Origin of the sequence: Halarchaeum sp. P4 (assembly GCF_051195175.1) — an archaeon.
Classification (GTDB): Archaea; Halobacteriota; Halobacteria; order Halobacteriales; family Halobacteriaceae; genus Halarchaeum.
In genome coordinates this window covers 1,292,660-1,318,265 of sequence record NZ_JBNTKC010000001.1, presented here as the reverse complement: position 1 = coordinate 1,318,265, position 25,606 = coordinate 1,292,660, and the positions used below count along the sequence as shown (strand labels likewise).

At 70.4% G+C, this 25,606-nt stretch carries 27 protein-coding genes; 8 read left to right on the top strand and 19 right to left on the bottom strand.

The window, feature by feature from the left end; genetic code table 11:
- Positions 1 to 29: 29 nt before the first annotated feature.
- From ACQUS8_RS07065 to ACQUS8_RS07055, 3 genes are read right to left on the bottom strand one after another with little or no spacing between them, the layout of a single operon-like run.
- Positions 30 to 2,201: a DUF3488 and transglutaminase-like domain-containing protein gene (locus ACQUS8_RS07065; protein WP_435098910.1), complete on the bottom strand. Its 2,172-nt coding sequence runs from the start codon at positions 2,199 to 2,201 to the stop codon at positions 30 to 32.
- Positions 2,198 to 3,235 (bottom strand): DUF58 domain-containing protein, encoded by a 1,038-nt coding sequence (locus tag ACQUS8_RS07060; protein WP_435098908.1) that lies wholly within the window; start codon positions 3,233 to 3,235, stop codon positions 2,198 to 2,200. Before ACQUS8_RS07060 ends, ACQUS8_RS07065 begins: the two co-directional genes overlap by 4 nt.
- On the bottom strand, positions 3,232 to 4,227 hold the full coding sequence (locus ACQUS8_RS07055; protein ID WP_435098906.1) for an AAA family ATPase: 996 nt from the start codon (positions 4,225 to 4,227) through the stop codon (positions 3,232 to 3,234). Before ACQUS8_RS07055 ends, ACQUS8_RS07060 begins: the two co-directional genes overlap by 4 nt.
- A 168-nt stretch (positions 4,228 to 4,395) precedes the next feature.
- Between ACQUS8_RS07055 and ACQUS8_RS07050 the strand changes: the two genes are divergently transcribed.
- Positions 4,396 to 4,602, top strand: a complete 207-nt coding sequence (locus ACQUS8_RS07050) for a hypothetical protein (RefSeq protein WP_435098904.1) — start codon at positions 4,396 to 4,398, stop codon at positions 4,600 to 4,602.
- Here ACQUS8_RS07050 and ACQUS8_RS07045 read toward each other — a convergent pair.
- Together ACQUS8_RS07045 and ACQUS8_RS07040 are read right to left on the bottom strand one after the other, a co-directional pair.
- Entirely contained in the window at positions 4,599 to 5,570 is a 972-nt protein-coding gene (locus tag ACQUS8_RS07045; protein WP_435098902.1) for a 5,10-methylenetetrahydromethanopterin reductase, read from the bottom strand. The genes ACQUS8_RS07050 and ACQUS8_RS07045 overlap by 4 nt on opposite strands.
- Positions 5,557 to 6,318: a coenzyme F420-0:L-glutamate ligase gene (locus ACQUS8_RS07040; RefSeq protein WP_435098900.1), complete on the bottom strand. Its 762-nt coding sequence runs from the start codon at positions 6,316 to 6,318 to the stop codon at positions 5,557 to 5,559. The genes ACQUS8_RS07045 and ACQUS8_RS07040 overlap by 14 nt, the downstream gene beginning before the upstream one ends.
- Positions 6,319 to 6,417: 99 nt before the next feature.
- Here ACQUS8_RS07040 and ACQUS8_RS07035 point away from each other — a divergent pair, with 99 nt between their 5' ends.
- Together ACQUS8_RS07035 and ddh are read left to right on the top strand one after the other, a co-directional pair.
- Complete coding sequence (locus ACQUS8_RS07035) at positions 6,418 to 7,662, top strand: NUDIX domain-containing protein (protein WP_435098898.1); 1,245 nt, start codon at positions 6,418 to 6,420, stop codon at positions 7,660 to 7,662.
- A 273-nt stretch (positions 7,663 to 7,935) separates the two neighbouring features.
- Positions 7,936 to 8,856: a D-2-hydroxyacid dehydrogenase gene (ddh, locus tag ACQUS8_RS07030; protein ID WP_435098896.1), complete on the top strand. Its 921-nt coding sequence runs from the start codon at positions 7,936 to 7,938 to the stop codon at positions 8,854 to 8,856.
- A gap of 3 nt (positions 8,857 to 8,859) precedes the next feature.
- Here the strand turns inward: ddh and engB are convergent, their stop codons facing one another.
- Complete coding sequence (gene engB, locus ACQUS8_RS07025) at positions 8,860 to 9,477, bottom strand: GTP-binding protein EngB (protein ID WP_435098894.1); 618 nt, start codon at positions 9,475 to 9,477, stop codon at positions 8,860 to 8,862.
- Positions 9,478 to 9,582: 105 nt separating this feature from the next.
- Here engB and ACQUS8_RS07020 point away from each other — a divergent pair, with 105 nt between their 5' ends.
- Together ACQUS8_RS07020 and ACQUS8_RS07015 are read left to right on the top strand one after the other, a co-directional pair.
- Positions 9,583 to 10,320, top strand: coding sequence for an SIMPL domain-containing protein (locus ACQUS8_RS07020; protein WP_435098892.1), 738 nt, complete (start codon positions 9,583 to 9,585; stop codon positions 10,318 to 10,320).
- A gap of 42 nt (positions 10,321 to 10,362) precedes the next feature.
- A complete protein-coding gene (locus ACQUS8_RS07015) occupies positions 10,363 to 11,661 on the top strand; it encodes a TIGR00341 family protein (protein ID WP_435098890.1) in 1,299 nt (432 codons plus the stop codon).
- A 3-nt stretch (positions 11,662 to 11,664) separates the two neighbouring features.
- Here the strand turns inward: ACQUS8_RS07015 and ACQUS8_RS07010 are convergent, their stop codons facing one another.
- From ACQUS8_RS07010 to ACQUS8_RS06985, 6 genes are all read right to left on the bottom strand, one after another.
- Positions 11,665 to 12,648, bottom strand: coding sequence for an NOG1 family protein (locus ACQUS8_RS07010; protein WP_435098888.1), 984 nt, complete (start codon positions 12,646 to 12,648; stop codon positions 11,665 to 11,667).
- A 61-nt stretch (positions 12,649 to 12,709) separates the two neighbouring features.
- Complete coding sequence (locus ACQUS8_RS07005; protein WP_435098886.1) at positions 12,710 to 13,567, bottom strand: hypothetical protein; 858 nt, start codon at positions 13,565 to 13,567, stop codon at positions 12,710 to 12,712.
- A gap of 82 nt (positions 13,568 to 13,649) precedes the next feature.
- Positions 13,650 to 13,949, bottom strand: coding sequence for a phosphoribosyl-ATP diphosphatase (gene hisE / locus ACQUS8_RS07000; protein WP_435098884.1), 300 nt, complete (start codon positions 13,947 to 13,949; stop codon positions 13,650 to 13,652).
- Positions 13,946 to 14,338: a bifunctional nuclease family protein gene (locus ACQUS8_RS06995; RefSeq protein WP_435099254.1), complete on the bottom strand. Its 393-nt coding sequence runs from the start codon at positions 14,336 to 14,338 to the stop codon at positions 13,946 to 13,948. The genes hisE and ACQUS8_RS06995 overlap by 4 nt, the downstream gene beginning before the upstream one ends.
- Positions 14,339 to 14,436: 98 nt before the next feature.
- Positions 14,437 to 15,036, bottom strand: a complete 600-nt coding sequence (pdxT, locus tag ACQUS8_RS06990) for a pyridoxal 5'-phosphate synthase glutaminase subunit PdxT (RefSeq protein WP_435098882.1) — start codon at positions 15,034 to 15,036, stop codon at positions 14,437 to 14,439.
- Positions 15,037 to 15,088: 52 nt separating this feature from the next.
- Complete coding sequence (locus ACQUS8_RS06985) at positions 15,089 to 15,253, bottom strand: preprotein translocase subunit Sec61beta (RefSeq protein WP_435098880.1); 165 nt, start codon at positions 15,251 to 15,253, stop codon at positions 15,089 to 15,091.
- Positions 15,254 to 15,418: 165 nt separating this feature from the next.
- Here ACQUS8_RS06985 and trxA point away from each other — a divergent pair, with 165 nt between their 5' ends.
- On the top strand, positions 15,419 to 15,688 hold the full coding sequence (gene trxA / locus ACQUS8_RS06980; RefSeq protein WP_435098878.1) for a thioredoxin: 270 nt from the start codon (positions 15,419 to 15,421) through the stop codon (positions 15,686 to 15,688).
- A 183-nt stretch (positions 15,689 to 15,871) separates the two neighbouring features.
- Here trxA and npdG read toward each other — a convergent pair whose 3' ends face one another.
- Positions 15,872 to 16,540, bottom strand: a complete 669-nt coding sequence (npdG, locus tag ACQUS8_RS06975; RefSeq protein WP_435098876.1) for an NADPH-dependent F420 reductase — start codon at positions 16,538 to 16,540, stop codon at positions 15,872 to 15,874.
- Between the two features lie 54 nt (positions 16,541 to 16,594).
- A complete protein-coding gene (locus ACQUS8_RS06970) occupies positions 16,595 to 16,954 on the bottom strand; it encodes a hypothetical protein (protein WP_435098874.1) in 360 nt (119 codons plus the stop codon).
- Positions 16,955 to 17,064: 110 nt separating this feature from the next.
- Between ACQUS8_RS06970 and ACQUS8_RS06965 the strand changes: the two genes are divergently transcribed.
- Positions 17,065 to 20,355 (top strand): glucodextranase DOMON-like domain-containing protein, encoded by a 3,291-nt coding sequence (locus ACQUS8_RS06965; RefSeq protein ID WP_435098872.1) that lies wholly within the window; start codon positions 17,065 to 17,067, stop codon positions 20,353 to 20,355.
- Positions 20,356 to 20,385: 30 nt separating this feature from the next.
- Here ACQUS8_RS06965 and ACQUS8_RS06960 read toward each other — a convergent pair whose 3' ends face one another.
- From ACQUS8_RS06960 to ACQUS8_RS06950, 3 genes are read right to left on the bottom strand one after another with little or no spacing between them, the layout of a single operon-like run.
- Positions 20,386 to 20,670: a hypothetical protein gene (locus ACQUS8_RS06960; protein ID WP_435098870.1), complete on the bottom strand. Its 285-nt coding sequence runs from the start codon at positions 20,668 to 20,670 to the stop codon at positions 20,386 to 20,388.
- Between the two features lie 42 nt (positions 20,671 to 20,712).
- Positions 20,713 to 21,582 carry a TIGR01548 family HAD-type hydrolase gene (locus ACQUS8_RS06955; protein ID WP_435098868.1) on the bottom strand — a complete coding sequence of 290 codons (870 nt, stop codon included), beginning with the start codon at positions 21,580 to 21,582 and terminating at the stop codon, positions 20,713 to 20,715.
- Between the two features lie 35 nt (positions 21,583 to 21,617).
- A complete protein-coding gene (locus ACQUS8_RS06950; RefSeq protein ID WP_435098866.1) occupies positions 21,618 to 22,019 on the bottom strand; it encodes a UPF0146 family protein in 402 nt (133 codons plus the stop codon).
- 39 nt (positions 22,020 to 22,058) lie between these two features.
- Here ACQUS8_RS06950 and ACQUS8_RS06945 point away from each other — a divergent pair, with 39 nt between their 5' ends.
- Positions 22,059 to 22,580, top strand: coding sequence for an archaemetzincin family Zn-dependent metalloprotease (locus tag ACQUS8_RS06945; protein ID WP_435098863.1), 522 nt, complete (start codon positions 22,059 to 22,061; stop codon positions 22,578 to 22,580).
- A gap of 78 nt (positions 22,581 to 22,658) precedes the next feature.
- Here the strand turns inward: ACQUS8_RS06945 and ACQUS8_RS06940 are convergent, their stop codons facing one another.
- Both ACQUS8_RS06940 and ACQUS8_RS06935 read right to left on the bottom strand, forming a co-directional pair.
- Positions 22,659 to 23,714: a Vms1/Ankzf1 family peptidyl-tRNA hydrolase gene (locus ACQUS8_RS06940; RefSeq protein WP_435098860.1), complete on the bottom strand. Its 1,056-nt coding sequence runs from the start codon at positions 23,712 to 23,714 to the stop codon at positions 22,659 to 22,661.
- A gap of 76 nt (positions 23,715 to 23,790) precedes the next feature.
- Positions 23,791 to 25,605: a ribosome biogenesis/translation initiation ATPase RLI gene (locus ACQUS8_RS06935; protein WP_435098857.1), complete on the bottom strand. Its 1,815-nt coding sequence runs from the start codon at positions 25,603 to 25,605 to the stop codon at positions 23,791 to 23,793.
- Between the last annotated feature and the right edge of the window lies 1 nt (position 25,606).

The following is a 25,606-nucleotide window of genomic DNA, read 5'->3' as shown; positions in this document are numbered from 1 at the left end:
AAATACTGTCGCCAGACCGCCCGAACGGGCTACGGGCGGCCGTTTTCGCCGACTAACGCCCGTAGTCCCTCCGCGGCGGCGTCGGCGTCCTCGGCTGTGACTTCGCCACGATAGCGGGCGCGCTCGCGGAGTTCGGCGACGCGACGCGCTTCCTCGGGTGCGTCGAGCGCGCTGAGATACTCGCGGACGGTTTCGCCGTTGCGCCGCGGCCGGTAGCGCCGGCCGAGGAGGTATTCGACGCGCTCGTAGGCGCCGTCGACGACGCGCGCGGGGTCGTCGCGCGGGAGCCAGCGGAGCCAGACGGCCCGGTAGGCGCGCTCGAAGACGCCGAGGCGGCGCAGGCCGGCGTAGACGCCGCCGAGGAGGACGCCCCAGAGCAGGAGTACGCGTGGCTCGGGAAGCGACGGGAGGCCGCCGTCCGAACCCGTGGTGGCCGCGCCGTCCGCGCCGACGCCGGGCTGGTTGCGGTAGCCGGGCGGGAGCGTGGAGGCGGCGCCGGCACCTGCGCCGGAGCCGTTCGTCGCGTTCGTGGTGGACGTCGTCGTGGTGGACGTCGGACCGCTATCGCCGTTCTGACCAGCGTCAGTGGTCGTGGTTGTGGTCGTCGTCCGGTCGCTCCCGGCAGTGTCGACGCCGCTCTCGTTCTGCTGGCGCGCCTCGTCGAGGCGGGTCTGCTCGGCCTGCTGGCGCGGGCCGGCGGGCGTCGGGTCGAAGCGGACCCACCCGACGTCCGGGAAGTAGACTTCGACCCAGGCGTGCGAGTCGAGGCCGCGGACGACGCTCGTCTCCCCGTCGACGCGCTGGCCGGGCGCGTAGCCGGTGACGAAGCGCGCGGGGACGCCTTCCTCGCGGAGCAGGACGGTCATCGCGCTCGCGAAGTGGACGCAGTAGCCCTGCTCGGCCTCGAGGAGGAAGTGTCGGACGATGTTGCCCTCGGCACCGGCGCCCGACAGCGAGTAGCTCTTGTTCGCTTCGAGCCAGGACTCGACGGCGCGGGCCTTCTCGTAGGGCGTGCTCGCGTTCGCGGTGACGCGGTCGGCGAGCGCGGACACCTGCTCGCCGGTGGTGTCGGGGACCTGCAGGTAGCGTTCGGTGACCGTGTCGGGGTAGTCGGTGCCCGCGTTCTCGAGGAGCTCGGTCCGTGGCTGGAGGCGTTCGCTGACGATCCGGTAGCTCTCGTTGGCCTCGATGGCGTTCTCCGGAACGGGGTTCCCGGCGCTCGTGACGGTGTAGTCGACGCCGCTCACCGAGACGGGTTCGGCGGCCGCGGGCATCGCGGAGAGCGGGCGTTTCGCGGTGACGTTCTGGACGATGCGCTCGCTCGGTCCCGGTGGGCCGGCGAGCTCGCCGCCGTCGCCGGTCCGAATCCACCCGCTCCCGGTGTAGCGGTCGTAGGCGGCGACGCGCCAGTAGGTGGCCGACTCGCTCCGGACGACGAACTGGACTTTCGGCGAGAGTTCGATGGCGCCACCGACGCCGACGTGCTCGCCCGCGCTCACGATGCTGCCGGTGGGTGCGGTGTCGCTCCCTGGGACGATTGGGGAGGCACTCCCGCCGGGAACGGCGGTGACGACGGCGGGCGCGACAGTCATGAGCGCGGCGGCGACGGCGAGCACTTCGAGTTGGCGGCGGGTCGCGCCGTAGGCGTCGAGGGTGCCGAGGCCGACGGCGCCCGCGCCGGCGAGGACGCCGACGAGTGTCGCGACGGTGCCGCTGTCGCCGGTGAGGACGAAGAAGCCGAGCGCGAGACCGGCGACGGACGTGGCGGCCACGTAGCGCTCGCGGAACGCGAAGTACCACGTGAGGAAAGCGGGTGCGGGCGCCATCGCGAGTGCCCAGACAGTGACGTTCACCATCCGGAAGACGGAGTAGCCGGTGAGGAGCGCGACGACGTCCTCGGCGACGGCGCCGACGGAGAGCGTCGAGGTGTAGCTCTCGGGCGCGGTGAGGACGTAGGCGACGAAGCCGGCGGTGAGGAGGGTGGCGGCGACGCCGAGGGCGACGCGCGGGCGGACGGCCTGCGCGACGGCGGCGAGGAGGAGCGACCCGACGAGCACCGGCCAGAAGTATTCGAGGCCGCCGACGACGTCGGCGACGTGGTAGAGGACAGCGAGCGATGAGGCCGAGAGCACCGCGACACAGGCGAGCGCGGCGACCCGATACGGTGTGAGTCGGCCGATGACGGGGACGGTGCGGGTCACGCGAGCACCTCCTCGAAGGGGTCGGTGGTCGTGTCGCCGTTCGCGTCGGCGCTCGCGCCGGTTCCGTCAGCGATGTCGTCGAACGGCCGCTGTTCGTCGTCGATGACGACGGTGACGCCGTCCTCGTCCGCGCGGACGACGATGCGAGCCGACTCGCGCGCACCCGCCGGAAGCTGGCGATGGCCGAGGACGGCGAGGGCCTCGAGCGCCTGCCGCCGGTGGACGTCGCTGTTCGCGGGTGCGAGCGACTCCGTGGGGGTGTGGAGGCCGACGGCCGCGCCGGTACCGAGGCAGACGACGAGGAGGCTGGTGGCGGCGACGGCGGCAGCATCCGGGTCGCCGCCCGCGCGGACGTCGACGGCGATGGTGAGCGTAGCGTCGGTGCCGTCGCCAGCGTAGGTGGTGACGACGTACTCGTCGGGGCGTTTCGCGGACGCCTTCCAGTTGATGTCGCGAAGCGGGTCGCCGTGTTGGTACTCGCGGACGCCCGAGAACTCGCCGCGCTCGTCCGTCCGGCCGATGGCGCCGGTGAACGTCCGCGGCGGCGCAGTGAGCGGGACGACCGCCGGGTAGACGGTGACGGTGTGCTCCGCACCCGCCTCGAACGTCCGCGTCCAGAGGCCGAACGGGTCGGTGGCGGTGACCGTCGCGGGGCCGAGCGTGTGTCGGCCGCGCTCGCGGAACGTGAGGTCGTAGCTCGCCTCACGGCCGTCCGCGACTGTCCGGACCGTCGGCTCTCCGGCGAGGCCGGCCCCGAGCGCGTCGTGGACGGTGACGGCGACGCCGAGCGCACCCTCGACAGTGAGCGTCACCGTCCTCGTCTCGCCGGCATGGCCGTCGCTCGGCGGGTCGCGCGTGAGTGTCGGGCCTTCGGTGCGCCGGACGAGGAATCCGGTGACGGCGAGGGCGACGAGCGCGGGGACGGCGACGGCGTTCAGCGAACGCGCGCCGAAGAGCCACCCGGAGGCGACGGCGAGTATGGCGACGCCGAGAACGACGGCCCCGCGGCGGGTGAGCGTCGCGCGCACGGTCACTCGGGGGCGACGGCGTCGAGGGCGCGCTCGACCACCCGCTCCGCCGCCTCGCCGCCGAGTTCCTCGTTCCCGTCCGCCCGGACGCGGTGCGTGAAGACGCTCGGCACCTCGCGTTTCACGTCGTCGGGAATCACGTAGTCGCGGCCGTCGAGGACGGCGCGAACCTGCGCGCAGCGGAGGAGCGCGATGGAGCCGCGCGGGCTGACGCCGAGCGCGGCGTGCTCGCGGGTGTAGGCGGCGAGGCGCGTGACGTACTCGCGGACGGGCTCGCTCGTCTCGACGCGCGCGACGGTTTCGCGGGCGCGCCGGAGCGTCCCGACAGTCGCGACGGGGTCGACGTCGTGGACGGGGTGGTGGCCGACGACGCGCCCGAGGACGTCGACTTCCTCCTCGACGCTCGGGTAGCCGAGGGTGAGTTTCTTCGTGAAGCGGTCGACTTCAGCGACGGGGAGGTCGTAGACGCGGTCGCGCTCGACGGCGTTCTGCGTGGCGATGACGAAGAAGGGGTCGGGGAGGTCGTGGGTCTCGCCGTCGACTGTCACCTGCCCTTCCTCCATCGCCTCGAGGAGCGCGGCTTGCGTCTTCGGCGGCGCGCGGTTGATTTCGTCGCCGAGGACGACGTTCCCGAAGACGGGGCCGCGCTGGAAGCTGAACCCGCCGCTGGCTTCGTCGAGGATGCTCGTGCCGGTGACGTCCGCCGGGAGGAGGTCGGGGGTGAACTGGACGCGCGAGAAGTCGCCGTCGACGGACGCGGCGAGGGCGCGCGCGAGCATCGTCTTCCCGACGCCGGGGACGTCCTCGAGGAGCAGGTGGCCGCGCGCGAGGAGGACGACGAGCGCGTCCTCGACGACGGCGTCCTTCCCGACGACGACGCGACCGACACTCTCGGTGACGTCGGCGACGAGTTCGCGGGCGTCGTCGACGGGGAGCGGGTCGATGGGTGAGTCGTCGGGGCGTGCGATATCCGGTCGAGCAGTGTGGCTGTCTGTCATGGTGACGTCGGTCGGCCGGACGCGACCGTTTCGAGTGAATAGGTCACACGAGACACGTATGTCTGCCGGTCACCTGTCTATTGTGATACTATTTATTTTGATAGGTGTGTCTGTCTCCGCCGCGACGAATCACGGAAAACTAAGGGGGCAGGCCGCGACGCGACGCGTATGCAACCCATCGGCCAACAACTCGCAGACATGGTGAACCTCTTCGTGAGCGTCGCCGGCGCCGGCATCGCGCAGGCGATTCTCGTGCTTGTCAGCGCGCTCCTCTTCCTCGGCATCGGTGCCTTCAGCGTCTACCTCGTCGTCGGCGCGCTCGCCGACCTCGTCGGCAACAGCGACACCGGCTACGTCGACGGCCAGCCCCGCTAACAGAGCGTCTCCCCCAGCAGTTCTATCGCCGTCGCGCGGTCGGGCCCGAGCGGCGACCCGCAGACGACCGTGTCCGCGTGCTCACGGAGCGCCGCCGCCCGCTCCGTGACGTCGGCGGGCGTGCCCGCCACCGAGAACGCGTCAATCATCGCGTCGGTCACGCCCGCGAACGCTTCGCGGAAGTCGCCGCGCTCGACGGCCGCGCCCACCTCGCTTGCGGCCTCGACGTCGATGCCGTGGCGCTCCAGCACGGGGTCGGCGGCCCCGCCCGCGATGAACGCGACGGGCGGCCGCGCGGCCTCTCGCGCCGCTTCCCGCTCTTCCGCGACGCTCACGCTCGCGAACACCGCGAACTCGAAGTCGCCGCGCGACTCCGGGCGTTCCGCGAGCCCCTCGGCGACGCGCTCGTTCGCCCACGCCACGTCGCGCGGGTGCGAGGCGTTGAAGAGGACGCCATCGGCGTGCTTCGCCGCCATCCGGAGCATGTGCGGGCCCTGCGCGCCGACGTGGACGGGAACCTCGCTCACTTCCTCGGCGTAGTTCAGGCCCGCGTCCGTCGCCGCGAACGTTCCGTCGTGGCTCACGCGCTCGCCCGCCCAGAGTTCTCGTGCGACCTGCATCGTCTCCAGCACGCGCCGGAGCGGCCGCTCGCGCTCCACGCCGAGGTTCCGCAGGGTGGAGCGGTCGCCCGCGCCTAGCCCGCAGACTGCGCGGCCGCCCGAGTGTTCGTCGAGCGTCGCCACCTGCGAGGCCAGCCTGACCGGGTGGACTTCGTAGGGGTTTGCGACGCCCGGCCCGAGGCGCACGTCCTCGGTGGCGTCCGCGAGGAGCGCGAGCGCCGCGAACGGGTCGCGGTTGTTGTAGTGACAGGACGAGTATATCGTCTCGAACCCCGCGCCCTCGGCGCGGACGCCGAGCTCGCGGACCTCGCTGACGGGTATCTCGGGCGTGAGCTCAATCCCCGTCATACGACCACTCCCGGAGCGCCTGACGGACGAAGTCGCCCTCGACGTCCCGATAGAGGTTGTCGCTCCCGTCGTGGTCGCCGAACGCCCAGTCGCGCATGACCACCACGGGCGTGCCGTCGTCGCCCTCGCCCGAGACGAGGTTCGCCGTCGCCGCGAGCTCGTCCACGACGGACTCGACGGTCACCTCGAGCTCGTGGCCGTCGCGGTCCGTCTCGCCGCGCCAGTCGCGCGACGCTGGCATCCCCGCCCACCCGATGGCGACGCCGGTCTGGCCGTGGCGGAACGACCGCCCCGAGGTGTCCGTGACGACGACCGAGACGTCCGCGTCGAGCCCCTCCCGGATGCGCTCGGCCGACTCGCTCGGGCGTTTCGGGAGGAGCAGTAATTCGGCCCCGCCCGTGTTCGAGCGGTCGATGCCGGCGTTCACGCCGACGTGCCCGAAGCGCGTCTCCGACAGGAGGAACGGCTCGTCCATCACGAGGTCTGTCGACTCCTCGAGGACGGCCTGGGCGAAGCGCGGGTCGCGCTCGTCGCCCGTCAGTTCCTCGAGGCGGTTCGCAATCTCACGCGCCCGCGGGCCCGCCGGGTAGTCCGCGAGGTCGGCCGTCCGCCCCTCGACCTTCGAGACGACGGTACTCGCGACGCAGACCACGTCGCCGTCCTGCAGGTCGCACGCCGCCTCGATCTCCGTCGCGATGTCGTCGCCCGCCTCGAACTCCGGGAGGCCGGGAACCGCGAACGCTTCCATGCCGTGTCCTTCCGCGGGCGCGATAAAAGGGCCGACGATACCGGACGTCGCGTCCCGTCGGCCCCCGGAACTAACGTCGCCGCGGGCGACGGGCGACGTATGGAGGAGACACACGTCGTCACGGCGTTCCTCCGCGAGGGGACGGACGTCTTGCTCTTCCGCCGAAGTGAGGACGTCGGCTCCTACACCGGCCAGTGGGGCGCGGTCGCCGGGCACGCCGAAGGTCGCCCGGACGAACAGGTGCGCGTCGAGATACGCGAGGAGACCGGCCTCGACCCCGAGACGGACGTCGCTCTCGTCCGGTCGGGTGAGTCCTTCGCCGTCGAGGACGCCGACCGCGGGACGCGCTGGGTCGTCCACCCCTACCTCTTCGACTGCGAGACCCGCGACATCACGCCGAACTACGAGACGACCGACTACGAGTGGGTGCCCCCGACGGCTATCCGCGAGCGCGACACCGTCCCCGACCTCTGGACGTCCTACGACCGGGTGCGCCCGAGCGTCGAGACGGTGCGTACCGACGACACGCACGGCTCCGCCTACGTCTCGGTGCGCGCCTGCGAGGTGCTCCGGGACGACGCCGCCGCGGGCGCGGACTACGACGCCCTCCTCGAGACGGCCCGAGCGCTGCTCGACGCCCGCGAGAGCATGGCCGCCGTCCGCAACCGCGTGAACCGCGTCGTCCACGACGCCGAGGAAGCGAGTGCGGCGGCGATTCTGACGAGCGCGAGTGCGACCATCGACGCGGCGCTCGCTGCCGACGACGGCGCGGCCGCGGCCGCCGCGGTCGAACTGCGGAACGCGTCGGTCCTCACGCTCTCACGCTCCGGGACGGCGTTCGACGCCATCGTTGGCGCGGACCCAGGGCACGTCGTCGTCGCGGAGTCTCGGACCGCCCGCGAGGGGGTCGACACCGCCGAGCGCCTCGCCGCGGCGGGACTTGACGTGACGCTCACGACGGACGCCGCCGTCGCGACGCTCGTCGAGTCGGTGGACGCCGTGCTCGTCGGCGTGGACACCGCGCTCCGCGACGGGAGTGTCGTGAACAAGGTCGGCACGCGGAGCGCAGCGCTCGCCGCCGCCGAGGCCGACGTCCCGGTCTACGCCGTCTGCGCGAAGGACAAAATCGCGCCGGACGCCGACCCGGACGACCCCGAGCTGGCGGACGCTCCCGGCGAGGAACTCTACGACGGCGACGCGGACATCGCAGTCGAGAACCCCCTCTTCGACCTGACGCCGGCGGACCTCGTCACCGGTCTCGTCACCGAGGACGGCGTCTTCTGCGGGGACGACGTCGAGGCGGCGGCCGCGGAACTTCGCGGGCTCGCCGACTGGCAGGCCTAGCGGACACGACGGACACTACTCGCCGAACGGGGTGTCCGTCGGATTTCGCGCGCCCCGTCCGGGCCGTGCCCAGCGCACCCCGCGGGATGGCCGCGTCCTCCCGGATGAACCTCCGGTGGACGCGCGTGACGGAAGCCCTTAGACGCTGGGCGCGCTAGGGGGAGTGGGCGACGGTGACGAGGAGTTACCCCCTCCGAGCCCCTTGTGACGAGGACCTTTCTCCCGAGTCGCCCTTCCACAAGATTCAATCGGAGTTCACGTTTAGCGGCGCGTATGGACATCGACCGCCTCGGCATCCACGAGTCCGTCAGCGCCGTCTTCCCGCCGGAGACGCTCGCGGAGCGACTGCGTTCGCTCGACCCCGCGGTCACGATCGTCGACGATGATGTCTCGGACGTGGACGCCGTCGCGTCGTTCGGCCACTCGGACGCGTTCCTCGGCCTCGAGTGGGTGCACTGCATCCGCGCGGGCTACGACGAGTTCCCGGTCGCGGACTACCGCGAGGCGGGCACTGCCCTCACGAACTCCTCGGGCATCCACGGCGCGGCCGTCGGCGAGACGGCGCTGGGCCTGATGCTCTCGCTCGCGCGCCGCCTCCACACCGCGCGCGACGCGCAAGCCGCCCACGAGTGGGACCAACCCGAGTGGGACGAGGCGTTCACGCTCTACGACGAGCCGCTCACCGTCGTCGGCCTCGGCGCGGTCGGGCAGGGCGTCGCGCGCCGCGCGGACGGCATCGGGATGCGCGTCGACGGCGTCCGGCGCACGCCCACGCCGACGCCGCACACCCGCGAGGTGTACACGCCCGACCGACTCCACGACGCCGTCGCGGACGCGCGCTTCGTCGCGCTCGCGACGCCGCTCACCGAGGAGACGGACGGAATGGTCGACCGGTCGGTCTTCGAGGCGATGCGCGAGGACGCCTACCTCGTGAACGTCGCGCGCGGCGCTGTCGCCGACGAGGACGCGCTCGTCGAGGCGGTCGAAACGGGCGAAATCGCGGGCGCCGGTCTCGACGTCTTCGAGACCGAACCCCTCCCCGAGGACTCGCCGCTCTGGGACCTCGAGGACGTCGTCATCACGCCGCACACCGGCGCGCTCAAGCGGGACTACTACCAGGACATCGCGGACCTCGTCCAGCAGAACGTCCTGCACGCGGCCGCCGACGAGGAACTCGTCAACCGCGTCGCCTGACCGTTAGAAGAACTTCTTCAGGTCGTCGCGCTTCGCGTCCTCGAGGTGGACGCGGACCGCCTCGTTCAGCGCGTCGATGTCGCCCTTCTTCGCGGTGATGGGCGCGATGGTGTCCTGCCACTGCACCCACGGCGGCACGAGGCCGAAGCGGTCGGCGATGTCGTTCAGCCGCTCGTCTTTGTCGTCGACCTTGTCCATCTTGTTGACGGCGAGCACCGGCGGAATCCCGACCTCGCGCAGGAAGTGGTAGAGCTCGACGGTGTGAGGGATTTCCTCCTCGCTCGTGTGCCGGTCGATGATGTCGACGGCGGCCTTCCCGTCGAGGACGATGACGCCCGCGAGGATGTTGTCCGCGTACTCCTCGACGTACTGGACGATGTCCGTCTTGATGGCCTCCCGTCTGTCCTCCTCGACGCCGGACATGAAGCCGAAGCCGGGGAGGTCGGTGACGACGAAGGACTCGGACGCCCAGTCGTAGTGGTTGGGCGAGCGCGTGACCCCGGGCTTGCCGCCCGTGGTGAAGTCGTGGCCGGTAATCTCGCGCATCAGCGTCGATTTCCCGACGTTCGACCGCCCGAGGAGGACGATTTCCGTGTCTCGGTCCGGTCGGCTCTCGAACATACCACTGATAGCCGACGCGCGGGGTTGTGTCTTTCGTCGCCGCGAGAGACAAACGGCCGTTTCACCCTCCGAGACGTTGACGTTCCGTCCTGCGTACTGGACGGTATGCGTCGCAACGCAGCACTCGTCCTGACAGCCATCGTCGCCGTCGGCGTCGTGACCGCCGGCGTCGTCGCCGCGACCACCGGCAGTCCCGCCGCGACACCACACGCACAGAACGCCACGACCATCGACGTCACCGCGTCCGGGTCGGTCAGCGCCGAACCCGACGTCGCCGTCCTCTCTGTCGCCGTCGTCGCACAGGCGGACTCCGCGGACGCCGCTCGCGCGGCCGTCGCCGAGAACGCCTCGTCGCTCCGTGACGCCCTCGCGGACGCCGGCATCGCGAAGGCGGACATCGAGACGACGACCTACCGCGTCTCCGAGCAGACGCAGAAGTCCGGCGAGAAACCCGACACCGCGACGCGCTTCCAGGCCGTCCACGGCTTCAAAGTGACCGTGCAGGATTCCTCGCGTGCCGGTGCAGTCCTCGACGCCGCCGTCGCGGGCGGTGCGAACCGCGTGCACGGCGTGCAGTTCACGCTCTCCGACGAGACGCGCGCGGACCTCCGCGAGCAGGCCATCGAGGCCGCGATGGCTGACGCCCGCAGTCAGGCGAGCGCCGTCGCCGCCGCCGAGAATCTCACTATCACCGGCCTCAAGTCCGCGTCCGTCGGCGGTGGCTACGGCGGTCCCGTGCTGTACGCGAGCGCGAGCGGCGACGCGGGCGGCGCGAAGACGACCATCGACCGCGGCCCCGTCTCCGTGACCGTCACCGTCCAGGCGACCTACACCGCGAACTAATCCCCGCTACGTTTTTCCGGAGGCCGGTCGCACGTCCGGGCAGTGCGACTCGTACAGGTCATCATCCCCGCGGGGAAGCGCGAGACCATCCTCGGGGAGTTGGAGGAACGCGACATCGACTACGTCGTCACCGACGAGACAGGGAGTCAGGGATATACGGGCGTCGTCTACTTCCCGATCCCGACGCAGGCCGTCGAGGACGTCCTCTCCGCACTCCGGGACGCCGGCCTCGAACAGAACGCCTACACGGTCGTCGTGGACGCCGAGACGGTCGTCTCGAAGCGCTTCGAGGAACTCCAAGAGCGCTACGAGGAGGAGAAGTCCGATGACCGCATCGCCCGCGAGGAAATCGTCGCGACTGCCGAGGACCTCGCGCCGCGCCTCGTCCCCTTCCTCGTGATGACCGTCGTCTCCGCCGTCGTCGCCACTGCGGGCCTCCTGCTCGACTCGCCGGCCGTCGTCGTCGGGTCGATGGTCATCGCGCCGCTCATCGGCCCCGCGATGGCGACGAGCGTCGGCACCGTCGTCGACGACCGCGAGATGTTCCTCCGCGGCGTCAAACTCCAGACAATCGGCTTTCTCGCCGCCGTCGCCGCCGCCGCCGGCTTCGCCTACCTCGCGCGCGTCGCCCACCTCGTCCCGCCGCTCTCGCCGGACGAACTCCTCGCCATCGGGCAGATACGCGAGCGCCTCAACCCCGACTTCCTCTCGCTCGCCGTCGCGCTCGGTGCCGGCGTCGCGGGCGCGTTCAGCCTCTCCTCGGGCGTCTCCTCCGCGCTCGTCGGCGTCATGATCGCCGTCGCGCTCGTCCCGCCCACTGCCGTCATCGGCATCGGCCTCGCGTGGGGGCTCCCCGGCACCGTCGTCGGGTCGACGGTGCTCGTGCTCGTCAACTTCCTGTCCATCAACCTCGCCGCGCTCGCCGTCCTCTGGTACCAGGGCTACCGGCCCGAGCGCTGGTTCCGCCTCAGCGAAGCGCGCAGCGCGACGCTCAAACGCATCGGCGTCCTCCTCGCCGCCATCTGCGTGCTCTCGCTCTTCCTCGGCGGCGTCACCTACACCTCCTACCAGCACGGCCAGTTCGAGGAGACCACGCGCGACACCGTTCAGCAGACCTTCGACTCCGGCGAGTACGCCGACCTGACGCTCGTCGACTTACACGTCACCTACGCCCGCACGCCGTCACCGTTCGACCCGCCGAACCGCGTCACCCTCACGGTCGGCCGGCCGAGCACGGACACCTATCCACAGCTCGCGGCGACGCTGAAGGAGAGAATCAGGGACGCGACCGGTGAGACCGTCCGCGTCCAGATACGGTTCGTCGAGACGCAGAGCGCCTGAGAATCAGTCCCGCGTCGGCAACTCGGGCTCGTAGCCGGTCGCGTCGATGGCTGCCCGCAGGACCTCCTCGACGTTCTCGCCCGTCTCGACGCTCATGTAGGCGTCCGCCTCGACGTCGCGGGACTTGTCGCTCTTGTTGCAGACCGTGAGGAAGCCGACGTCGTCCTCGCCGTCCGCGGCGTCCACGAACGTCGCGCGGACGTCGTCGCGCAGCGCGAGCTGGTCGTCCAGCGGGTAGCCGCAGGTCGCGGAGGCGTCGACCATGAAGAGGACGGCGTCCGCGAGGTGCGTCAGCGCCGACACCGCCTGCTCCTCGATGGCGTTGCGCTCGTCGGCGGGCCGGTCGAGGAGGCCGGGCGTGTCGACGAGCTGGTAGCGGATGTGGTCGCGCTCCACGTGCCCGACGCGGACCGCCTTCGTCGTGAACGGGTACTGCGCGATCTCGTTGCGCGCGTTCGTCACGTCGTTCACGAACGAGGACTTCCCGACGTTCGGGTAGCCGGCGACGACGATGGCGGGTTCGTCCGGCCGGATGTCCGGGAACGTCTTCAGGTCGTCGCGGGCCTCGTTGAGGAACTGGAGGTCGTCCTCGATCTCGTCCATCACCGAGCCCATTCGCGCGAACGCCTGCTTGCGGAGTTTCTTCGCCGCGTCCGCGTCGCCGCGCGGCAGGCGGCCGATATACTCTCGCCCGAGCGACTTCGTCTTCCGGGACGCCCACGTCACCTCCGAGAGGTGGGTGCGCGCCTCGTCGACGCCGACGGCGGCGTCCGCGAGCTCGCGGTAGAACGGGTCGACCTCGTCGAAGTCCGGCCACGCCGTCACGACGTTCTCCAGGTTGTCGCTCAGCACGTTCGACGCCGTCTGAAGCATCGACTCCTGCGCTTCCACGCCCGACTTCGCCCGGCCCGCTCGCGCCGCCCGCGAGAACGCCTTGTCGAGTAGTTCCTCCGACGTGGGCGTCGTCGGGAGGTCCTCGAAAATCATGTCCCCTCGTACGGGGCCCCGACGTAAAAGCGCGTTTATCGGGCCTGCGCGCCCGTTCTTCCTACTCGGCTTCGAGAATCGTCCCGGACTCGCCGACGGCGACGAACCGTCCGTCGTGCGCGACGGCGTGGAGGGGTTCGTCCACGGGGAGTTCGAGCGTCCGCCAGACGCCGCGCTCGCGCGCGACCGCGACGCCGTCCTCCGTGACGCCGACGAGAGTCCCCTCGCTCGCCGCGAGGCCGGTCACGGAGTCCTCCGCGGCCGGTTCGGCGTCCCACGTCGCGCCGTCCGCGTCCGGTGCGTAGACGGCGTCGTCGCTCCCGAACCAGACGCCGTTCGCGCGCACCGCGCAGTGCAGGGGGTCCTCGGCGGCGACGCCGAGACGCCCCCACCCGGTCTCCGCGGGCCGGTAGGCGCGGCCGTCCGTGTCCGTGACCACGACGCCGCCCGGACCGACGGTGACGCTCGTCAGGCCCGCGCCGCCGCCGGGTTCGTCGGTCCGCCACGTCCGGTCGGCGAGCGACGCGGGCGCGCTGTAGTGGACGCGTCCCGAGTCGTCCGCGATCCAGACGTCGGCCGCGCCGCCCGCACCCTCGACGGCGACGTCCGTGAAGTTCGCCTCCTCGTTCGGGACGGTGAGCGCCGTCGTCACACCCGCCTCGACGTCGTGGACGCCGACGGTCCCGCTCCCGCCGACGACCCAGAGTTCGGTGCTGTCGTCCGACGCGTCGACCCCGCGGAGGGTGTGGCCGTTCCCGGTCGGCCCGCCGCTGACGAGCGAGCGCCACGTCTTCCCGTCCCGGCGGAGCACCACGCCGTTCTCCCCGACCGCGTACGCGCCGGCTTGCCCGGCGTACACACCGTACAGCGTGTCAGTCGTCGGAACGTTCGCCACGGGACGCCAGTTCCAAGCCGACATGCCGAGAAGTAGGCAACTCTCGCGGAAAAAAGCCGGCGCGCACGCGGTACCGCGTGCACTCGGGACGGAGCGACGCGGGCGTTCAGCCCCGGCGCTCGCGCAGGACGTCGAGCAGTTCCTCGACGTCCACGTCGTGCATCGAGAGCGCGACAAGCATGTGGTAGACGACGTCCGCGCCCTCCTCGGCCATCTCCTCGGCGTCGTCGTCCTTCGCCGCGAGGATGAACTCCGTCGCCTCCTCGCCGACCTTCTCCAAGGCGCGGTTCTCCCCCTTCTCGTGGGTGAACAGCGACGCCGTGTAGGAGCCCTCGGGGAGGGTTTCCTTGCGGTCCTCGATGACCGCGAACAGTTCCTCGAGCAGGTCCTCGTCGGAGTCGCTCACTGGGCGCTCACCTCCCGGATGTCCTGCAGGTCGGCGAACTCCCCGCGGCCGCGACGCCCCTCCTCGAAGACGGCTGGCGCGACCGAAATCGGGGCGTTCGTCCGCGACGCGAGCGCGAGCGAGTCGCTCGGGCGCGCGTCCACCACCGCCTCCCCGCGCGGCGTCTGGAGGTGGACGTCCGCGAAGTACGTCCCCTCCTCGACGTCCCGGATGACGACGTGGTCGAGGCGGCCGCCGAGTTCCTCGACGACGTCGAGCGTCAGGTCGTGCGTCAGCGGCCGGCCGATGCCCTCGGCGTCGAGGCCGCGCGCGATGCTCATCGCCTCCTCGAACGCGATGAAGATGGGAAGGACGTCCGTCTCGCCGACGTCCACGAGCACCACCGGCATCGGGCCTTCCGAGGTGCCCGCGACTTTCACCGAATCGATGGTGGCGTCGAGCGCGTCGTCGCCGTCCTCGTTGCCGGCGTCGCTCTCGGTGGTGTCGCTCACAGCGAGGCCTCCTCGTTCTCGAAGAACGCCAAATCGTGGATGCGGGCGTCCGCGGTCAACTCCGGGTGGAAGGACGTCCCGACCACCGGGCCGTCCCGGACCGCCACCGGCTTGTCGTCCCACGTCGCCAGCACGTCGACGCCGTCGCCGACGTCCGCGATGAGGGGCGCGCGGATGAACACCGCGGGGAACGGCTCCTCCAGTCCCTCGACGTCGAGCGGGGCTTCGAAACTGTCGACCTGCCGGCCGAACGCGTTCCGGTCCACCGTCGCGTCCACGATGTCGAGCGTGTCAACGCGCTCGTCGTGCGCGTCCCGCGAGGCGACGATGAGGCCCGCGCAAGTCGCCAGCACGGGCTTCTCGGCGTCGACGTGCGCGACGATTTCCTCGTCGATGCCCTCGCGGGCCAGCAGTCGCGAGATAGCCGTCGACTCCCCGCCCGGCAGGAGGAGGAGGTCACACTCCGGGATGACCCCGGACTTGCGGACCTCGTGAACGACGACCTCCTCGCCGTGGTTCGCGGCCGCGCGACGAATCGCGTCGGCGTGCTCGGAGACGTCACCTTGGACGGCGACGACTCCAGCTTCGAGTGTCATACTGCCCCCGTTGGGGCGGCGCGTGAAAAAGGCTCCCGGGTCCGCGCGACGCTCAGACCGTGAAGAGGTTCAGCAGGATGATGAGGACGCCGAAGACGGCGCTGAACGCCATTACGGACTTCGGGTTGATGCGGATGGCGTTGCGTCCCTCGGATTCGAAGTACCGGACGAGTCCGGCACTCGACATCAGCCCGCCGGAGTTCTGGCCGCTGCTCATGGGTGTTGTATGCGCGTGGACGCACCTAAGTCCTCGCATTCATTTCGTCCTACAGGCCGAACACTCCGCTGGGAGCCCCGAAACGCCCGAAAACCGGTTGGTGGGTGTCGCTCGCCGCGTGAGTAATCCTTATCGGCGTGGCCCGGCCTAGTTCGGGGTAGAACGATGACTGTCACCCTGAAGGACTTCTACGCCGACTGGTGTGGCCCGTGCAAGACGCAGGACCCGATCCTCGAGGACCTCGAGGAGGAGTGGGGCGACCGCGTCGAGTTCGAGAAAATCGACGTCGACGAGAACCAGGACGTCGCCAACGAGTACCAGGTTCGCTCCATCCCCACCATCGTCGTGGAGAACGACGACGGTGTCGTCGAGCGCTTCGTCGGCGTCACGCAGGCCGACAAGCTCGAGGACGCCCTGCAGGAAGCCGGCGCGTAACTCGGTTTCCGGCGTAGGAGTCCGTACCCGACCATCCACGTTCTTTCGACGCCGACCGAATAGCGACGGCTGTTCCGAACGAGCGACGTGGATGTCCGACGCGAGACCAACGGGAGCGAGGAGGGTCGGGCTTTCGTTAGCGGAGAGCGCCCTTTTGGGCGCTCAAGTGTGGCGAAAGGGCGTTTAGAAGAATCGGACGCCGACGTCGTGCATGTCGGCGTTGTTCATCGCGATGTTGATGACGAGGGGCGTGATGGACTCGACTTCGGGGGCGTTGGCGACGCCGCCGGCTTCGAGCGCGCGCAGGCCCTCGATGTCGCCGGCGAGGTCGGCGACGAGTTCGCGGGCGTCGCTGTCGTCGCCGACGACGAGGGTGTCGAGGTCGAACTCGACGTCGAGGTTGGCGAGACGGTCGGCGGCGAGGTTGTGGAACGCGCCGACGACGGGGACGTCCTCGGGGGCTTTCTGCTGGACGAGCGCGGTGACGCTGCCGACGCCCGGCGGGTTGTAGTGCATGCCCTCGTCGTCGCGCTGCATGCCGACGGCGGGGCTGACGAGGACGGTGTCCTCGTCGATGACGTCGCTGACGCTCTCGACGACGTCCCCGATGTGGTAGGCGGGGACGGCGAGGACGACGACGTCGGCGCGGTCGGCCGCCATCTCGTTGTCGAAGCCGTTGACGGTCCGCTCAACGCCACGGCTGTCGAGTTCGGTCTCGTACTCCTCGGCTTTCGCGCGGGCTTTCTCAGGGTCGCGCGAGCCGATGATGACGTCGTGGTCGGTGTCGTAGGCCCAGCGGAGCGCGAGGCCTTCGCCGATGTCTCCAGTGCCGCCGAGTAGCGCGATTCGCATACCTGTGGGTGGGCGGCCGCGCGAATAAGGGTTGTGCGATGTGCGACGGTTGCCTCAGTCGATGACGCGGTCGTAGCCCCCGGCGATGACGAGGCCGCCGGCGACGAGACCGACGAGGAGCGCGAGACACTGGAGGAGGAGGCGCGCGGGGTCACCGGGAACGGGGAGGAGGAACGCGACGAGCCGGCCGAGTGCGAACGTGGTGAGGACGGCGGCGGCGAGGGCGGCGAGGCAGCGCCGCCGGACGTCGCCGCGGTCGTGGGCCTCTTCGAGGAGGAGGTGTGCGGCGGGGACGGTGAGGACGGTGCCGCCGAGGCCGAAGAGGACGAGCGTGCCGGGTGGGAGGCCGAGCGCGGCGGCGAGTGCGAACGAGGTGAGAAGGCCGCCGACGAGCGTACCGCGTGGTCGTGCCATCAGTTCGTCCGTCGGCCCGCCCACACATCGACCCACCGGAACAACGTTGGAGGTAATCGTACACCAATCATAGAAAAGATTTTAACTATCATTGTTGTTCGTTGTACTCGATGCGAGACAGTGACCTGTCACGACGGAGTTGGCTGAAAACGGTCGGTGCGGGCGTCGCCGCCGCCACGCTCGGCACTGGCGTCGGGAGCGCCGCGAGCGCCCCCACCGGCGGCGCGGACGCCTACTGGACGACTGGCGAGCAGTACGGCGTCGGAACCGTCCCCGACCACGGCGACGACGTCGACTCCCGCGTCTGGTACACGCTCACCGAGGGGTCGCTCGCGCAGGTCCGCTTCCCGCGCGTCGACTTCCCGAGCGTCCGCACGCTCGACTTCGTCGTCGCCGCCCCCGACGAGTCCTACGTCGCGCGGACTCACGAAGTCGACCGCACCACCGCGGACCCCGTCGAGCGGACCGTCACGCCGTCCTCCGACGACGCGCTCCTCTTCGAGCAGACGGCGCGCGACCCGGAGCGCGGCTGGGAGCTCACTGTCGAGTACGCCGCCGACCCCGACGGCGACGCCGTGCTCGCGGACGTGCGCTTCGACGGCGCGGGCCGCGACTACGACGTCTACGCGCTCTGCGACCTCGCGCTCTCCGAGTCCGGCATGGGCGACGCCGCGTCCCTCCACGCCCTCTCGAAGGGCAACGGGAAGGCGACGGGGCACGGGAAGCAGAAATCGACGGGCTCCGGCAAGAAGACGGGCCACTCGGGCACGTACGCGCTCACCGCGTCCGCGACTGGGACGTACGACGACTCCGCGGTCGTCCGTGACGCCGACGGCAACCCCTACCACGTCGCCGCCGGTCTCGCGTCCCGACGCGGCTTCGAGTGGGGGAGCGTCGACGTCGTCGGCGGCGACGCCGTCCGCCCGCTCCTCGCGTCCGGCGCGCCCGACGACCGGCACACGACGGCCGAGGGGAACGCCGTGCTCGTCGGCCGTCTCGGGAGCGGCGTCTCACGACTCGCCGACACCGTCGCGCTCGGGTTCGCCGAGAACGCCGACGAGTCGCGCGCGCTCGCCGAGGCCCGCCGCGGCCTGAAACGCGACTTCGCGGCGACGCGCGCGCACTACCGGAACGCGTGGCGCGACTGGCTCGACGACATCGACACACCGTCGTCAGTTCGTGGCGACGACGTCCTCGAACCCCAGTACAACTTCGCGGCGATGGCGCTGAAAGCCGCCGAGTCGAAGCAGTTCCCCGGTGCGGGCCTCGCCGCGCTCTGCGTGCCGTGGGGTGATGCCGTGCAGGCGAACGCCCCGAGCGACTACGGCTACAACTTCGTCTGGGCGCGCGACCTCTACCAGTCCGCGACGGCGTTCGAGGCGATGGGCGACGTCGAGGCCGCGACGGCCGCGATGGAGTACGTCTACGAGTACCAGCAGCGCGAGGACGGCTTCGTTCCGCAGAACACCTTCATCGACGGCCGCGTCCGCTGGGGCGGCGAGCAACTCGACGAACACGCCCTCCCCGGCCTGCTCGTCCACCAGCTCCAGGAGCGCTACGACCTCACCTTCGACGACGTCGCGTTCGACTACGCGGACGTGAAGGCGACTGCGGACTACCTCGCGGCGAACGGTCCCGTCACCGGCCAGGAACGCTGGGAGGAGGAGGGCGGCCTCTCGCCCTCCACGGTCGCCGCCGAAATCGCTGGCCTCGTCGCCGCTGCCCACCTCGCGGCGGACGAAGGCGAACGCGGCGACGCGCTCGTCTATCTCGCGCTCGCCGACCACTGGCAGGCGAACACTGAGGAGTGGATGGCGACTCAGGAAGGCACCGACGAGCACGCGCAGACGCCCTACTACTTCCGGGTCAACGACGACTACGACCCGGACGACGGCGCGTCGCGCGGCCTCGCGAACGGCGGGCCGACGCTCGACGAGCGCAACGTCATCGACGCGGGCTTCCTCGAGTTCGTCCGCCTCGGCGTGAAGCCCGCCGACGACCTCGTCGTCCAGAACTCCCTCGAGGTCGTCGACGACACCATCCGCGTCGAGACGCCGCACGGCCCCGCCTTCTACCGCTACAACGGCGACGGCTACGGCGAGCAGGACGGGAGCGACTACCCCGCGGGCGCGCCGTGGAGCCTCGACAACGCCGGGAAGGGTCGCCTCTGGCCCATCTTCACCGGCGAGCGCGCCGAGTACGAACTGCTCGCCGGGGACGAGGACCCCCACGCCCTCCTCCGCACGATGGCCGGGTTCGCCAACTCCGGGCGGATGCTCCCCGAGCAGGTCTGGGACCGCGAGGACCCCACCGCGTACGGCTGGGCGTTCGGCGAGGGCACCGGCTCGGCGACGCCGCTCTCGTGGAGCATGGCGCAGTTCGTCCGCCTCGCACACTCCATCGACGCCGGCGAACCCGTCGAGCGCCCCGCGTCCGTCGCCGCGCGCTACACCGACGGCGAGACGCCCGACGGCCCGAGCCTCGACGTCGAGTTCCCGCCGAAAGCCGTCGGGTCGCGCGACGTCACCGTTTCGGGCACCACGGACGGCGCGGACGTCGTCGTGCAGACGCCCGCGGAGACGGTCACCGCCGACGTGTCCGGTGGCTCGTTCAGCGTCGACGTCCGCGTCGCCGCCGGCGAGTCCGCCATCACCGTCGTCGCCGCGACCGGCGACGACGTCACCGAGGCCGGCACCACCGTCGCCCAGCAGACCGTCGCCTACCTCGACGTCGGCGACCTCGTCACGAAAGTCGACGACGCCACTGGCGACGACTACGGCCCCGGCAGTTACACCTACCCGACGAACGACGTCTTCGTCGACGGTGCCTTCGACGTCGACTCCGTCGCCGTCTACGAGACGGCGGACCGCTACCAGTTCCTCACGACGCTCGGCGGCGAACTCACGAACCCGTGGGGCGGCCGCGGCTTCAGCCTCCAGACGTTCCAGTTCTACGTCAGCGACCCCGACACCAACGGGGGCACCACGGCTGCGCGCACCGGCGTGAACGCGACGTTCGAAGCGCCCTACCAGCGCCGCGTCGTCGCCGAGGGCTGGGTGGCCCCGGTCGTCGAGACCGCCGACGGCGCGACGGTGACGACGGACGTCTCCGTCTCCGCCTTCAGCGCCATCGACGCCGTCCTCGTCGACGTGCCGAAGCAGGCGCTCGGCGGGTCGCTCGAGGGCAAGCGTTTCGCCGCACTCCTCTGCCCGCAGGCCGGCAGCCAACCCGGCCGCATCCGGCAGGTGCAGTCCTCGAACGGCGCCTACGCTATCGGCGGTGCGGAGAACGGGAACGCGCCGAACGTCATGGACCTCGTGACGCCCGACGGCGTCACCAACGCCGACGCGCTCGACTACACGGCGAGCAACAAGGCGACGATTCCGTACGTCGAGTTCTGAGGCGATACCGACCGACGGCCCGCCCGGCCGTCACCCGATGTTCGTCTCGATGGCGACGTCGGTCACTTCGCCGACGCGCTCGAACTCCTCGTCGCGCGCGTGACGGCGCTCGAGGTAGACCGGCAGCTCCTCGTCGTCGTCCGTGACGAACCGGTAGAGGACGTCGTTCGCCTCGGCGTCCCGGGCCTCCCCGTGGAGGCCGTCCGGTTTCTCCTCGACGCCATCGAGTTCGAGTTCGTGCTCCCATTCGTCGTCCACTTCGACTTCGACGGGGCCGCGGTCCTGCTTGAGCAGGCGCATTCGAACGTCTGCCATATCTAGCCCCTCACGCGGCCCCCCTAAAGGCCCGACGGCCGCCTACCCTTCGAGGAGGTCGGGCAGGTCGTTCACGGAGTCGACGACGACGTGTGCGCCCGCCGCCTCGTACTTCTTCCGGCCCTCCTCGCCGGTCAGGCCGCCGGTGAGGACGCCGACGCCGTAGTACGTCCGCTCGGGGTCGGCCGAGCGCGCGTTCACCGCCGTCTTGACGTCGTCGAGCGTGTCGCCCGCGAACGCCACGCTCGCCGCGTCACAGCGGTCGGCGAGCGCGACCAGCGCGCGCGGATGGGGTTTGCCCTCCTCCCAGTCGTCCATCGTGAAGCGCCGCTCCGCGGGGACGTCGAGGCCGACACGTTCTAAGGCGATTTCGGCCTCCGCCTCCGGGCGGCCGGTGAGTACGCAGACTGCGTACTCGTCCGTGAGGCGCTCTATCGTCTCTGGCGTGACGATGACGGGTTCGTCCTCGATGAACCCTGAGGCCTCCACCGGCGGTTCGCCGCCCTCGATGTCCCGATAGCGCTCGCTCCCGAGGTAGAGCGCCTGAAAGACCTCCCGGAGGTAGCCGGTGTCCCAGTCGTCGTAGACGCGCTCGCGCGCCGCGTCGTCGAGCGCCGCCGCCACGACCTCCTCCGCGCCGTCGAGGCCGCCGCCGTGCTTCGCGATTTCGTCCGTGAACGCCTCGAGGTCCATCGCCAACCCCTCGCGTTTCGCGAGCACGAACAACGCGGCGGCGTCCGTCAGCAGCCAGTCGTTGTTGAAGCCGCCCGCGTCCTTGAACGCCTGCACGCCCGCCTTCGGAATCGTCTCCTCGTAGACGCGCGAGAGCGTCTCCACGATGGCGCGCCGGTAGGAGTCGGCGACGTCGACGAGCACCCCGTCGACGTCGAGCACGACGGTATCGACCTGCATACTCTGGCTTCCGGGTGCGCCCGGCAAAGGGGTTTCTACCTTCGCGGCCCGTCCGTCGCGACGAAGAGCGTGTCGCCCCGGACGCGTCGGCGCTCGACCGGAACCGCCGGCTGGTCCGTCCCGAGCGTCGTGAAGAGGCAGTCCGCGCCCGCGGCGTCCGCGACGTCACGGGTCGGCCGGTGGAGTTCCGGCGGGAGGTTCAGGGCGTAGACGGCGTCCGCGTCCGCGTAGACGTCGCTCTCGGGGTCGGTCACGTCGTCCCGAACGAACGCGACGCCGTCCGGCGTCGCACGCTCGTGGACGTCCGTCGCGCTGACTGCGTGCCCGCGCTCGGCGAGCGCCGCCGCGACGGCCGGCCGGTGGCCGACGCCCACCTCCACGAGAACGTCGTACTCGGCGAGTTCGTCCACGAGTGCGTCTCTGCGCGTGGCGTCCACGGCGGGATATTTATGAGTCGAGGCGGCATAGCGTTTCCCATGCGTGTCGATATCGTCCCCGTCGGCGACGTCCCCGCCACGGTCAAACGCGAGGCGTCGGCCGGCCTCCGCCGGGTCTACGACTGTGACGTCTCCGTCACCGCCGAGCAGGGCGTCCCCGCGGACGCCTACGACACGGCCCGCCGCCAGTACCGCGCGGAGCCGTTCATCGAGGTGGCCCGCCGGACCGGCAACGGGGACAAGAACGTCGCGGTCACGCCCGTCGACCTCTTCTACCGCCAGCGCAACTACGTCTTCGGACTCGCGTACCTCGAGGGTCGTGGCTGCGTCGTCTCCACCCACCGCCTCCAGACGTCCTCCGACGGTGGGTTCAGCCAGCGCTCCGCCGGCGACATCTTCGCCGACCGCGTCCGCAAGGAAGTCGTCCACGAAATCGGCCATACGCTCGGGCTCGAGCACTGCGACAACAACCGCTGTGCGATGAGTTTCTCCCCGCAAGTCTCCGAAGTCGACCGGAAGGAGGAGACGCTCTGCGGGAGCTGTCAGCGCTCCGTGTTCTGAACGGTCCCGTCATTTTCGGCTCGCGTCGTTTCGCCAGCGAGCCGTTGCCTTGTCCTGACGGAACGTGGTGCGTCCCGCTTACTCGACGGGGAACCGCAGGAGTGCGCCGACACCGTCGAACGCCGTCGCGAAGCGCTCGCCGCCCTCCACGGCTGCCGGGACGACGACGAGCTCGCCACCCTCGTCTGCCGCCTGCTCGGCGTAGCGTTCGCGCGTCGCCGCATCCACGGCCTCGGCGACGAGGAGCCGGTCGACCGCGCCGTAGGTGAGCGCCTCCTCGACGCGCTCGCGCCCGTAGGTCACTTCGCCGTCCGGCAGCCGACCGAAGAACTCGGAGAGCGCCCGCTGTGCATCCTCGTGTGCCGCCGTGACGTCGCCGCGGGCCTTCGCTGCGAGCTGTTCGAGCCCGCGCGGCCCCGCGTACTCAACGGCGTACGTGCCTGCGACGCGCGCCGCGAGCCGGTCTGGGAGGTAGTCACCGGCGCGGAACGCCTCCACGGTGACGTGGGTCCCGCCGAGCACCACCGCGTCCGGGTCGTCGAACTCCCGGCCCGCCGCCTCGCCGACGCTCCCGAAGAACTCGCGCTTGCGCTCCTCGCGGCGCCGCCGGAAGCGGTCCGCTGACTGCCCGCCCGCGCGCGTCTTCCCCGGCACCTCGCTCTCGAACGTCTCCAGCGTGTGCACGCCGTCGCCGTCGAGTCGTCCGAGCGCCGCGCCGCCGCGCTCGACCACGACCAGCCCGACGGTCTGCGCTCCCGAGTCGTGGCGTTCCAGCGGCGTCGTGTCGAAGGCGTTCCCGTGCTCGAAGAGACCTTCCTCCACCCGCCCCGGCGGGTCCGTGAAGACGTACGTTTCCAGGTCGCCGTCGACGACGCCCGCGTAGACCACGAGGCCGTCCTCGGGCGTCTCCGCGACGTCGTGGAGCGCGCGCACTGCCCGCTCGAAGGCCTGCGTCAGCGGGCCGCTCGCCTCGCCGTCGAGGTATTCGGCCTCCGCGTGTGCCTCCTCGACGCGTTCGAGCCACGACCCGAGCGAGTCGTCGTGGGGCACTGCGACCGACACCAGCCGGTCCCCGTCCGCCGACGCGTTCTCGACGGCCTCGATGCGCTCGCCGCGCGACAGCGACGCCTGCATGGCTGGTCGCTTGGCGGAGCGCGCGGAAAAGCCGACGGGCCGAAAAAGGGTGCTGTCGTGTGCGGCGAGACGTCGACTACTGGGTGTAGTAGTATTCGCCGTCGCGCTTCTGCTGTTTGTCCTTCTGACTGCCCGGTTTGTTGATGCGCGGGCGGCCGATGTTCTCGTCGCGGCGGAAGGTGATGTCGAGGTTCGCGAGGAACTCGTTCATGCCCTCACGCATCCCCTTCGGTGTGCTCGCGTAGCCGTGTTCGGCGGGTTCGCCGTCGAAGACGAGCAGGCGGTCGGAGAGCAGGTCGATGGTGTAGATGTCGTGGTCGATGACCATCACGCTCGTCTCGTGGTTCTCCGCGTAGCGGCGGATGGCGCGCGCCGCGAGCACGCGCTGCTCGACGTCGAGGTGGGCGCTCGGCTCGTCCAGCAGGTAGAGGTCGGCGTCCCGCGAGAGCGTCGCGGCGATGGCGACGCGCTGGCGCTCCCCGCCGGAGAGGTCGGTGAGGTTCTGCTCCATGATGCGACCCAACTGGAGCGGGTTCGCGATTTCGGTCTCCCAGTAGGAGGAGCCGAAGTCGTCCGTGATCGAGGAGAGGAAGGCGTCGACGCGGATGTTCTGGTCGACCTCGACGTACTGGGGCTTGTAGGCGATGTCGAGGTCGAGGTCCAACTCGCCCTGCTCGGGCTCGAGTTTGCCGGCGAGGAGTTTCGCGAACGTCGACTTCCCGATGCCGTTCGGCCCGACGATGCCGAGGACTTCGTTGCGGTTGATTTCGCCGCCCTCGACGTCGAGCGTGAACTCGCCCTCGCCGTAGGACTTCGTCATGTCGGGATACTCGACGAGCGTCTCGGAGCGCGAGGAGACGCGCGGGGCGTGCTCCTCGAACTCGATGCTCTCCGGGCGAATCCGCATGTTCTCGTTGTCGAGATACCCGTTCAGGTATTCGTTGATGCCGTTGCGCGTGGACTTCGGCGTCGTGATGACGCCGTACGCGGAGGGTTCACCGTAGGCGACGTGGATGCTGTCCGCGAGCAGGTCGAGGACAGCGAGGTCGTGCTCGACGACGAGCATCGCACGGTCGTCGTCCTCGGCGAGTTCGCGCACGAGGCGCGCCGCGGTAACGCGCTGGTCGATGTCGAGGTAGGGCGTGAGCTCGTCGAGGAAGTAGAAGTCGGCGTCCCGCACGAGCGTCGCGGCGAGCGCGACGCGCTGGAGTTCCCCACCGGAGAGCGTGTCGATGTCGCTGTCGAGGACGGGCTCGATGGAGAGGCGCTCGGCGATTTCGTCGAGTACGCCGCGCTCGTCCGCGGACTCGAGAAGTTCGCGGGTGTTCCCGTCGAAGCTCTTCGGAATCTGGTCGACGTACTGGGGCTTGCGCGCGACGTCGATGTCGCCGTCGCGGACGCCCTTCAGGAACGGCTGGAGTTCGGTGCCGCGGAACTCGTCGATGACGGCGTCCCACTCGGGCGGCTCCGCGAAGTTCCCGAGGTTCGGCGTAATCTCGCCGCCGAGCGCCTTGATGGCGGTCGACTTCCCGATGCCGTTCGGCCCGAGGATGCCCGTGACCTTCCCCTTCTCGGGGATGGGGAGGCCGTAGAGCGCGAAGGAGTTCTCGCCGTAGCGGTGAGTCGGCTCGTCGGAGAGCTCCTGCGGGAGGTTGATGATTTCGATGGCGTCGAACGGGCACTTCTCGACGCAGATCCCGCAGGTCTCGCCGAGACAGATCTCCTCCGAAATCTGGATCTGGTCGGGGCCGCCGACGTCGGCGTCCTCGCCCCGGACGGTGATACATTCCTTGCCCGTCCGGTTCGGCGGGCAGAAGTTCGAACACTCGTAGTTACAGCGGTCGGGCTGACACCGATCAAGGTCGACGACCGCGATGCTGTCCTCGGCCATG